This window comes from Nonomuraea sp. NPDC001684 (assembly GCF_053596515.1).
In genome coordinates this window covers 1-10,099 of sequence record NZ_JBSFGJ010000340.1, presented here as the reverse complement: position 1 = coordinate 10,099, position 10,099 = coordinate 1, and the positions used below count along the sequence as shown (strand labels likewise).

Here is a 10,099-nt window from a genome sequence, read left to right as displayed (position 1 = left end):
GCCTGCTGGCCTCCGCGGTGCTCCTGACCGGGTGCGGCCTGGACGCCATCGGCAAACCGAAGAACGAGGAGACCAGTACGTACCAGGTCAAGGAGAAGGTGCAGCGGCTTCACCTCAGAAGCGGCAGCGGGAACGTGACCGTCACCGAGTCGGATGCCGCCTATGTCAGCGTGACCGAGAGGCTCTACTGGAGCAACGACAAGCCGCGGGCCGCACACAAGGTGGAGGGCGGCACGCTGTCCGTCTCCTACGACTGCGAGAAGTCGTGGGGAACCTGCGGGGTCGAGTACCAGGTGGAGGTCCCCAAGGGGGTGCCGGTCGACCTGGACGCCGGCTCGGGTGATCTGACGCTGAGGTCGCTCACCGGCCCTCTGGACCTGGAGGCCGGCTCCGGCGACATCAAGGGTGACGGCCTGGGCGGCAAGAAGCTCCTGGTCAAGGAGGGATCCGGCAACGTCACCCTGAGGTACGCGGTCGCGCCGGAGAGCGTCGAGCTGTCGGCCGGGTCGGGCGACGTCGTGCTCACCGTCCCCGACGAGACCTTCGACGTGAAGGCCGGCACGGCCTCCGGGGACGCCAGCGTCTCGGTCAAGAAGGACGGCTCCTCCCCGCGCAAGATGTCACTGACCACGGGCTCCGGAGACATCACTGTCTCCACCGGGTAACCAGTTCCCCCGCGCACGCCACTGCCGGGTAACCGGCACCCTCGTGCGCGTCGCTGTCCCCGCCGGGTATCCGGCTCCTCCGCGAACGCCACTGTCTCGCGCCGGGTATCCGGCACCCCCGCGAACGTCCCGGCCGCGGCCGCGCGGACGGTTGCCAGGTTGCGGCCCGCAGGATGAGACGCGCCCGGCGCCGTCCGCCGCCGGCCGCTGCCGAGGGGGCGGGTGCCGGGCGCAGTGAGTCAGCCGGTGTAGTCGGTGGCGTGGGCGGTGCCGACCGGCCACAGGTATTTGGCGTTGTCGGCCGGCGTGTAGCCGCGGTTGCCGTCGCCGGTGCGCGCCTGGATGCGGTTGTCGCGCCACGTGGAACCGCGAGCCGTGCCGCCCCAGATGCCGCCGTACAGGAAGCCGTGCAGCTGGTCGAGCTCGGCCGAGAAGACGTTCCCCGACACGGTGATGTTCTTGGCGTTGTCGGCCGTGCCGATGCTGAGGGCGTAACCCCATCCGGAGATGTAGTTGTTCGTGACGGAGACGTCCTGGTAGACGCCCTTGCCCTGCAGCGCCAGGCCGTTGGTGTTGCCCAGGGACGCCAGGGTGTTGTGGTTGACGATCATGTGGCCGCCGTCGCCCTCGCTCTGCGGGCCGATGCCGTCATGGTGATAGACGTCGCGTGCGGTGTCGGCCATGTCGTGGATGTAGTTGTTCGTCCATGTCGAAGGTCGGCCGGGGAATCCGGTCACCATGATCAGTCCGGCGTTGCCCCAGATGTCGTTGTGGTCCATGACCGCGACGGCTTCCTTCATCGTCGTCATGAGCTGCCACGACTTGTCGAACGGCGTGCCCGGCTTGGCGTGCGCGGACGACACCTTGCCGTCGTTGCCGGGGGGCATGGTGTAGGAGCTGGGCTTGAACGTCGAGTAGAGGAACTTGATGTTGGTGTCGGAGTAGATCTGCACCAGGTTGTCGTTGGGGTTCGTGCCCTCGAACAGGCAGCCCACGAACGTGAGATTGTCACCGTAGATGTACACCTTCGAGGCGGTGAAGCGCTTGAAGGAGATGACGCTGTTGTCGGGATACTCGACGCGCAACGGCTTGTCGGGGCTCATGCCGGACGCGTAGTCGGCGAGCTTGCCGGGATAGGCGCCCAGCCCGAGGCCGCCGGCGTTCGCGGGGGTGCGCGAGTAGCCGGTGTTGGAGAAGTCCGGCCAGTACCCCGAGCCGTCGTTGGGCCGCGCCGCGATGGCCGAGCCGGTCGCGGGCGACGCCGACGCGGTCGGCGTCTTGATGGGCGTGGACGTCGGGCTCTTGGTCGGGGTCGGCGTCGCGGTCTTGGTCGGGGTCGGCGTCGCGGTCTTCGTGGGGGGCGGTGTCGCGGTCTTCGTGGGGGGCGGTGTCGCGGTCTTCGTGGGGGTGGACGACGGGGCGGGAGTCTTCGTCGGTTTCGCGGTGGGGGTGGCGGTGGGCCTGTGGGTGGGCCTGCGCTTGCGGGTCGGCCTGGCCGACGCGGTCGGCGTGGCGAAGCTGGTGTTCCCGCTGGTCACGGCCATCAAGCTGGCGTCCTGAACGGCGGCGGCCCGGACGTTCCGCGCGTCCGCGCCGGCCACCATGACCGAGGCGACGAGCGCCACGGCCGCCGAAACGCCGCCCCATCTGATCAGGCGGTTGACCAGGAAGCGGCGCGGCCGGAATAAATGCTGAGGTGACATATGAGGGGGTCCCCGTGGTATTCGGCGATGAATAGAGTCTCTCCGGCCGGCCGAGCCTGTGGCACGCGCAGGACGAAGCCTCTTCCCGGCCCTCGCCTCACCGTTTCCCTTATCGGCTCGTCCGCCGGACGCCGAACACCATAAGCCATGATGATCACTTGACACAAGGAACGGAAATCGACCGGCGAGAGTTCGCCTCGACTCGACGCGAGGATGGATGCCGGTGGTCGCGCGACCGCGAAACTCTGCCCGACAGACAGATTGCCGAACCGAATTACCGCAGGTGAGAGGCGCCCTTCGGGGCACCTTCATCATCGGGCTGACAGCGAGCAACGCGATGCGATAAAGTCTCCGAAATTCCGTCCTGAACGGTTCGTCGTCACCGGTGAATCACGGGCAGCAGAACAGGTGTTCATGGATCGGTAACCTCTCTTTCCAACTGCGAGAACGGCCGAACCGGGTCGCGATTAATCCACTGACCTGACGAATGTCATTGACAGCGGCCGACGATTACCTCGGCGGGTTGCCGTGAACTGTCCGCCGTCGACACGTCCGGCCACGCTGAAGGCCCACGCTTCCTCCACCGGGGGCCTGGGTGCGCACGTGGCCCATGTGATGGCCACCGAACCGCAGACTCTGCCGTCGCGAGATCGTGATGAACGGCCGCAGAAACACTGCGCTTGGCGCCGCCCTCAGCGGGATCCGGGAACCACAGGCATGGGGTTTCTGGTGGCTGGCCAACAACGCTCATGAGTTGTTCCATGCGGCCGACGGCATTCTCGTCACCTCGGTGGGCCAGCTCTCATCGCCCCATGGCCCGGAGTGTTCCGGCCAGGACCCTGCGGCCCTCGACGCAGATCTCGGAGCCTTGCGGGAGCTGTGCGCACGGATGAAGGCCGATGACGAGGCGGGCGTGACACGGCCTGCCGAGAATTACCGCGACTGGGAGACCGCACTGGCGACCGTCGAGGCGATGACAGGTGTCCGCCTGGACCTCGACCAGTTCGCACGCAAGCATCAGGCAGTCCATGCGCCCTACTTGCGCTGATCCGCCAGAGGGCGCCTGACAGTTCCGCTTGCCGGAGCCGGGGCTTGCGTCCTCGGGAGGACGAGCGTCCCGGGCGTTGACTTTGTCGCAAGGTATGACGCACGATGTTGCTACAAAGCTTGCGACAAAAGGAGGAGGCATGACGAACGCTTCCATGTCCGAGGCCGGACCGCCGTCGGCCGACGTCCGCTCTGCCGAGGCCTGGCTGCGGAGGCACGGCCTGGGCGACGGCCCGCCGACGCCATTACTGGCCACGCGCCTGGCGGTGCGGCGGCGGGTGCGGCTGCTGGGCAGCGTCCTTCTGGCCGTGCTGATCATCGCGGCCTCCCTGGCGCAGGTCGCCGCCCTGCCAGGAGCCTCCGGCGGGTCCGGATCGAATCGGCTGGTGCCGATGCTGGCATTGAGCGGGTCGATCGTCGCGCTGCTGCTGACCCAGGCCCTGCTGGACGCCTGGGTGCGGCGCGTCGACCGGCGTGCCGGGGCCGCACTGCCGCGACGGGTGACCCATCCGGTGCAGCTCGGCTGGGCCGCCCTGCTCGGACGGCCCTACGCCGTCATGGCGGGCGCCACCTTCGCCTGCGCCTTCGCGCTGGGGGTGAGCGCGCTGGCCGTCACCGAGGGCACCGCACGGCATGCCGCCGTCGTGCTGCTGGTCGCCGTGACCGGAGTCGCCCTCGGCGCCGTCCTGCAGCTGCGCGAGATGCTGGCCCGGCCCGTCGTGGCCGAGGACGAGGTCTCGCTGACGGCCGACGTCGTCATGCGGATCGAGGACGCGCGCGAGAGCTCCGCGCCGCCTGTGTTGTGGACGCTGCCGGTGGTGCTGTTGTCCGGGTTCGCGCCCGGGTGGTGGAGCGCCGCCTCGGTGGGTTTCCTGGTGCTGGGGGTGCTCGCCCTGGTCGCCGTCCATGTCAGGACGCCGTCGTACGCGGCCACGGCGCGGCGTGCGGTGGGCCTGCGATGATCGTCATCGATGCGGGCTCGCCGGTCCCGCCGTTCGAGCAGTTGCGGGCCCAGCTCGCCCGGCAGATCCAGGACCGTACGCTCGCCGTGGGCGCCCGGCTGCCGACCATCCGCCACCTGGCGGCCGACCTCGGGCTGGCCGTCAACACGGTCGGCCGAGCGTACCGGGAGCTGGAGGAGGCGGGGCTGATCGAGACGCGCGGGCGGGCGGGCTCGTTCGTGTCGGCCGCCGGCGAGGAAGGCCGGGAACGGGCCCGCCGGGCCGCCGCCGACTACGCCGCCGTGATCGCCAGCGTCGGCCTCGACGCGGCCGAAGCGCTCCGCATCGTGCAGGCGGCCCTGACGCCCGGCGCGGTAGCACCTGCCTCGCCATGACCACCCGTGATCCTGGACGGCGGCGAGCGCCGACACGTCCGGCCGCTCATCGAACCGGCCCCCATGACCGACACCTGGGGTCGATGATCTCGAAGCTGGCCGTCGGCCGCTCCGGCACGGCGACGGCGGCCGGGGTGTGGGCTGCCGACAACGCGATCTGCGCGGAGAACTGGGCCAGAAGGGCGCTGAGCAGCGTCATCGGCAAGAACGGGATGCCCGCCGCCAACGCCGACAGATCTGCCCGCGGGCCTGTCTCGAAGTCCCGGCGGACCAGATCTTGTGGCAGGATCGCGGGATGCTGCGACTCACCGACTTCATCATCGACTGCCCGGATGCGATGAAACTGGCGGCCTTCTACTCCGCGGTGACTGGTCGCCCGATCAGGAAGGGCAGCCACGAGAACTGGGCCGGTATCCGGTTCGGCGAGATCGAGCTGGCCTTCTACCCGGTGGAGGACTACCGCGCCCCGCAGTGGCCCGACGGCGAGCACCCCAAGCAGTTCCATCTCGACTTCGAAGTCGACGACATCGAGGCCGAACAGAGCCGCGTCCTGGCCCTCGGCGCGTCCCTGCAGCAGGACTTCATCGGCCCCAACGGCTACGGGTGGCGTGTCTACACCGACCCCGTCGGCCACCCCTTCTGTCTCTGCCGCAACAAGGGTGTCGTGTGGACCGACGAGGGCCCTGTCTGGCCCGAGCGCGCCTGATGGTGCTTCGTCCGGTCTGTTGGCGGCTGTTGCGGCGTGACGGTTCGAGCCTCTGACGGCAGGTGGGGCTGCGCCGGTCCAGGTCGCGAGCAGCAGTTGTGACTCGCGGATGACCTTGTAGAGGGCCAGACCGGCGCAACCGCTTCTGGGTCGAGCCGCAGCGTGGTGATGAAACAGATGTGCGGCGGCGACGAGAGTGGCATGGCGGCGCGAGCCGGTCCGTGATCGGCCTTCGAACTGACCGGCTCGCTCTCGTCGTCGGGCCACTGCCTGATCAGCCACCGCTCAGGCACGGTGCCGCCGTCGGCACGGGCGATGCGGTGCCCGCCGACGTGGCCGGGGCATCAGCGCCACGTACACCACCCCGAAGGCCGGCACGCCGCCCACCCCCGCCGCGCTCGCGCCCTTGGCCGCGAAGTTCACCGCGGCGCTCGCGACCGCGCTCGCGACCCCGCTCGGGGGCACCGCGCCCACGCCCACGCCCGCCACCTTGACCGTGGTGGTGGCCCCCGCCGCGATCGACGCGTTGCTCAGCGCCCGGGCCCGGAGCCCGTAGAACTGGCCCGGTCCCGGCTGAACCGACGCGGCGGCGGCCGGGGGCGCCCCCGTCACCACGAGGATCCCGGACAAGACCAGGATGAGCGCTGCCAACCATCGCACGACCGCACCGGCCTCCTGGCTGAGGATCACTCCGTGTTGCGCGGCTGACGCTATCAATGGCCCTGAGCTCGTGAAATACGGCGAAAAGTAGAGATTTTTCGTCTATCAACCGCCGTACGGCAGTTCGTCCGCCTGCAACTTCGGCGGTAGCCGCCGTCCCCCTTCGGGGGGCGTCCGGGGCCACTTGCTGCCAGAGGCCGACCGGCAGGCGGCGCGTCTGGACTTATTCTCCGGAGTGGAGGTCGGGCCCTCTCGGTGACTCCAGCGCCTCTGCCGTCAGGTAATAGATGTCGCGATGTTGATGAATGAGATCGCCGTCTTCCATGGTGCAGGCTATCTCGAAGGGCTGCTCGGGCGATCTTTCCACGTCTTTCCCCAGCGCCTCGTCCACTTCCAGAAACCACGTGATGCCCGCGATCGGCACCCCGGACGGGAAGGGGAAGGGGATACGATCCTCGTTCGCGTGCATGATCTCGTAAATGGCACTCTGCAGGTCCGGTACGGCGTCGTTCACTTCTTCCGGGCTCGCGTCCGGCTGTATCCGCCGGTAGGACTTGCGCCCTTCTTCGAGAAGCCGGTCAAAATCCTCGATGCGGTAATCGATGCGGGACAGAATCGAAATCGTCCCTCCGCCTGCGGGTTCGTCCGTCTCCGCCGCGTCGACCTCTTCGACCTCGCCATGCTTCGGCTCGCACATCACGTACTCCACCAGTCCCTTTTCTTGATCACCTTGGCCAGGCGCCGATGAGGCTACCGGAACAGGGAGGCGTTCGATTGCGCGTCCGCCGGTTCGACGATTTCTCAATGCCGTCTCCATGACTACCCTCGAAGATCATGCTGATTCGGTTGCTTGGGCCGGTGGAACTGGAACGCGAGGCACGGATCCGCCAGGTACGGCCTCCGCAGGTCGCGCTCGCACTGGCCGCCCTGGCGTGGGAGGTGGGCCGGGTCGTCCCGGTCGAGGCGCTGCAGGAGAGGATCTGGGGCGAGCAGGTGCCCGACGGCGCCAGGAGAACCCTCTACACGATCATCACGCAGCTCCGCCACGACGTGCTGGGCGACGACGGCGACGTGCTGCGCCGGCTCGGCGGCTACCTGCTCGACGTGGAGGAGACGGCGGTGGACCTCGTCCGGTTCCGCGGCCTGGCCGAGCGGGCGGCGGCCGTCCCGGAGCCGGAGGCGCTGCTGGGCGAGGCGCTCGGGCTGTGGCGCGGCGAGCCGCTCATGGGGCTGCCGGGCGAGTGGGCGGAGCGGGCGCGCCGCGCCCTTCGTGACGAGCACAAGGAGGTCCGCCTGCGCTGGGCGCGCGCCGTGACCCGCGCCGATCCGGGAGCGGCGGTGGCGGCGCTGTCGCCGCTGGCCGAGGAGTACCCGCTGGACGAGCCGGTGGCGGCGGCGCTGATCGAGGCGCTGCACGAGTGGGGCAGGACCGCCGAGGCGCTGACCCGCTTCGCGGACGTGCGCGCCCTCCTGGCCGAGGAACTGGGCGTCGATCCGGGGCCCGAACTGCACCGCGTCCACCAGCGGATGCTGCATCCCGATCGGGGCGCCCGCGCCGCCGAGCCCGTGGCGCCCGCCCAGCTCCCGCTCGACCTCGGCTGCTTCGTCGGGCGGGCCGCCGAGCTGGAGCGGCTGGACGGCGAACGGGCCCCCGTCCGCGTGATCCACGGCCCTCCGGGGGTGGGCAAGTCGTCGCTGGCCCTGCGCTGGGCACACCTGCGCCGGGAGCGCTACCCCGACGGCCAGCTGCACGCGGACCTCGACGCGAGTGACGCCGCCGCGGTGCTCCCCCGCTTCCTCGGCTCGCTCGGCGTGCCGGAGGGACGGGTGCCCGCGAGCCTCGACGCGCAGATCGGGCTGTTCCGCAGCCTGCTGTCCGGCCGCCGGGTGCTGGTCGTCCTGGACGACGCCCGCGACGCGGCCCAGGTGCGTCCCCTGCTGGCCGGCGCGCCGGGCTGCCTGACGCTGATCACCACCCGCTCCGACCTGTCCGGCCTCTCGGTGACCGCGGGCGCGTCGCTGCTGCGCCTGGACGTCCTGCCGGACGGCGACGCCCGCGGGCTGCTGTCGGCGCGGCTGGGCGCGGCACGCCTGTCGGCCGAGCCCGAGGCCGCCGCGCGGATCGTGCGCCGATGCGGCCACCTGCCGCTGGCGCTGGCGATCGTCGCGGCGCGCCTGTCCCGAAGGACGGAGCTGTCGCTGGCCGATGCCGCCGCCGATCTGGCGCGTCCGGGGCTGGAGCCGTTCGTCCACGCCGATCCGGCCATCGACCTGCGTCAGGTGCTCGGACGTTCCTACCACGACCTGCCGGAACCGGCCGCCCGCCTCTTCCGGCTGCTCGGCCGCGAATCGGGCGTGCACCTGCCGCTCGCGGCGGTGGCGAGCCTGGCGGGGCTGCCGGTCGACCGCGCGCGGGAGACGGTCGACCGGCTCGACCACGCCAACCTGGTGGAGCTGCGCGCGGAAGGCCGCGTACGCCTGCACGACCTGCTCCGGGTCTACGCGGCCGAGCAGGGCCGCGCGACCGACGACGAAGAGGTGCGCCGGGCGGCGACGCACCGCCTCCTCGACCACTACGTGCACACCGGCCTGGCCGCGAGCGAGGTCTGCTATCCCCACCGGGAGCGGCTGCACCCGCCACCGCCGGTCGCGGGCGTCGTGGTGCAGCGCTTCGCCGGCGCGGCGCAGGCGCTGCGCTGGTTCGGCGCGGAGTCGCTGCCGCTGCCCGCGCTGCTCGCCGAGGCCACCGGCGCCGGGCTGGACCGGCACGCCTGGCAGCTCGCCTGGGCGTTCACGGAGTTCATGCAGCGGCGCGGCCCGTGGGCCGAGATCCTCGGCGTCCAGGCGGTGGCGCTGTCGGCGGCCGAGCGTCTCGACGAGGGGCTGGCCGCGGCGCGCTGCCACAACGCCATGGCCCGCGCCCACGTCAAGCTGGGACATGACCGGGAGGCGGTGGCGCACTACGAGCGGGCGCTGGAGCTGCACCGCCGGTTCGCCGAGCCGGTCCTTGAGGCGCACGTCCACCTGGGGCTGACCGTCCCGCTGAGCCGGATCAGGCCGGGGCGGGAGCTGGGGCACGCCGTACGGGCGATGGAGCTGTTCAGGCAGGGCGGCGACGTCGTCGGCGAGGCGCGGGCGCTGAACAACGCGGGCTGGTGGCGCGCCCAGCGCGGCGAGTACGAGCAGGCGCTGGCCGACTGCCGCCGGGCGCAGCGCCTGCTGGCCGCCTTCGGATACCCGCAGGGCGAGGGGCACGCCTGGGACAGCGTCGCCTACGTCCTGGACGCCATGGGCCGGCACACCGAGGCGGTGGCCTGCTACGAACGCGCCGCGGAGTTGCTGCGGAGCTGCGACGACCTGTATCCCGCGGCGGAGACGCTGGTCAGGCTGGGCGAGACGCACGCGCTGGCCGGTGAGGCCGAGGCGGCGCTCGACGCGTGGAAGCGCGCGGCGGAGTGGTTCGACCAGCTCGGCGACGCCCGCGCGGAGCAGGTCAGGGAGCAGGCCAGAGCGTTGAGGAAGCACTGAGACTTCGCTGAGACGGGCGGCGCACGCCGTCGTGCGGGCGGCGCCGCGGCGCGCTCCCACGACTCGCGCCGGGCGGGCTACCCTGGGCGTCGCCCGGCTGCTCGGCGTGGTCCTGCGCGAGATCCGCTAGCCGCCCGCCGGTGCCGGCCGCGCGGCGGCGGCGTGGGCGCGGGCGGCGTCCTCGTCGCCGAGGCAGCGGGCCAGCTCGGCCAGCACGAGATGGGTGGACCCCCAGCAGGCGGTGCCCATGCCGGCCACCACCAGCAGGTCGGCGTACGGAAGCAGCCGGTCGTAGAGCGCGCGCGGATCGGGCACGCCCAGGCGGGCGGCGACCAGGCCCCAGACGGGCACGAGGAAGTCGGCCACCCAGTCGTCGGGGACGTCGGTCCCCCAGCGCGTCAGCAGCTCGTGCGCCAGCTCGACGCGGCCGGACTCGACGGCGGCGAGCACGGCG

11 protein-coding genes and 1 pseudogene are annotated in these 10,099 nt (G+C 71.1%); 6 read left to right on the top strand and 6 right to left on the bottom strand.

What is annotated here, in order from left to right; all coding sequences use genetic code 11:
• Positions 1 to 665: DUF4097 family beta strand repeat-containing protein (locus ACWCSD_RS38575; RefSeq protein WP_449922336.1), on the top strand; the 665-nt coding region annotated here is incomplete at its 5' end.
• Positions 666 to 904: 239 nt separating this feature from the next.
• On the opposite strand, the gene ACWCSD_RS38570 is transcribed toward ACWCSD_RS38575, so the two are convergent.
• Complete coding sequence (locus tag ACWCSD_RS38570; RefSeq protein WP_449922334.1) at positions 905 to 2,368, bottom strand: hypothetical protein; 1,464 nt, start codon at positions 2,366 to 2,368, stop codon at positions 905 to 907.
• A 655-nt stretch (positions 2,369 to 3,023) separates the two neighbouring features.
• On the opposite strand from ACWCSD_RS38570, the gene ACWCSD_RS38565 reads away from it, so the two are divergent.
• The 3 genes from ACWCSD_RS38565 to ACWCSD_RS38555 all read left to right on the top strand — a co-directional run bounded on the left by ACWCSD_RS38565 (position 3,024) and on the right by ACWCSD_RS38555 (position 4,751).
• Entirely contained in the window at positions 3,024 to 3,416 is a 393-nt protein-coding gene (locus tag ACWCSD_RS38565; protein ID WP_449922332.1) for a hypothetical protein, read from the top strand.
• Positions 3,417 to 3,555: 139 nt separating this feature from the next.
• Positions 3,556 to 4,377, top strand: coding sequence for a hypothetical protein (locus ACWCSD_RS38560; RefSeq protein WP_397158006.1), 822 nt, complete (start codon positions 3,556 to 3,558; stop codon positions 4,375 to 4,377).
• Positions 4,374 to 4,751 (top strand): GntR family transcriptional regulator, encoded by a 378-nt coding sequence (locus ACWCSD_RS38555; protein ID WP_397158008.1) that lies wholly within the window; start codon positions 4,374 to 4,376, stop codon positions 4,749 to 4,751. The genes ACWCSD_RS38560 and ACWCSD_RS38555 overlap by 4 nt, the downstream gene beginning before the upstream one ends.
• Before the next feature lie 46 nt (positions 4,752 to 4,797).
• Here ACWCSD_RS38555 and ACWCSD_RS38550 read toward each other — a convergent pair whose 3' ends face one another.
• Positions 4,798 to 4,950 (bottom strand): hypothetical protein, encoded by a 153-nt coding sequence (locus tag ACWCSD_RS38550; RefSeq protein ID WP_449922329.1) that lies wholly within the window; start codon positions 4,948 to 4,950, stop codon positions 4,798 to 4,800.
• Positions 4,951 to 5,046: 96 nt separating this feature from the next.
• On the opposite strand from ACWCSD_RS38550, the gene ACWCSD_RS38545 reads away from it, so the two are divergent.
• Positions 5,047 to 5,457, top strand: coding sequence for a VOC family protein (locus tag ACWCSD_RS38545; protein WP_449922327.1), 411 nt, complete (start codon positions 5,047 to 5,049; stop codon positions 5,455 to 5,457).
• 131 nt (positions 5,458 to 5,588) lie between these two features.
• Here the strand turns inward: ACWCSD_RS38545 and ACWCSD_RS38540 are convergent.
• The 3 genes and pseudogenes from ACWCSD_RS38540 to ACWCSD_RS38530 form a co-directional block, all read right to left on the bottom strand.
• Positions 5,589 to 5,783: pseudogene (locus tag ACWCSD_RS38540) on the bottom strand (IS701 family transposase); the annotation flags it as partial.
• Positions 5,743 to 6,117 carry a hypothetical protein gene (locus ACWCSD_RS38535; protein ID WP_449922325.1) on the bottom strand — a complete coding sequence of 125 codons (375 nt, stop codon included), beginning with the start codon at positions 6,115 to 6,117 and terminating at the stop codon, positions 5,743 to 5,745. The pseudogene ACWCSD_RS38540 and the gene ACWCSD_RS38535, both read right to left, overlap by 41 nt.
• A gap of 223 nt (positions 6,118 to 6,340) precedes the next feature.
• Entirely contained in the window at positions 6,341 to 6,826 is a 486-nt protein-coding gene (locus tag ACWCSD_RS38530) for a hypothetical protein (protein ID WP_449922323.1), read from the bottom strand.
• 125 nt (positions 6,827 to 6,951) lie between these two features.
• On the opposite strand from ACWCSD_RS38530, the gene ACWCSD_RS38525 reads away from it, so the two are divergent.
• Positions 6,952 to 9,645, top strand: a complete 2,694-nt coding sequence (locus tag ACWCSD_RS38525; protein ID WP_449922322.1) for a BTAD domain-containing putative transcriptional regulator — start codon at positions 6,952 to 6,954, stop codon at positions 9,643 to 9,645.
• 126 nt (positions 9,646 to 9,771) lie between these two features.
• Here ACWCSD_RS38525 and ACWCSD_RS38520 read toward each other — a convergent pair.
• On the bottom strand, positions 9,772 to 10,099 hold a 328-nt coding region (locus ACWCSD_RS38520; protein WP_449922320.1), incomplete at its 5' end, for a hypothetical protein.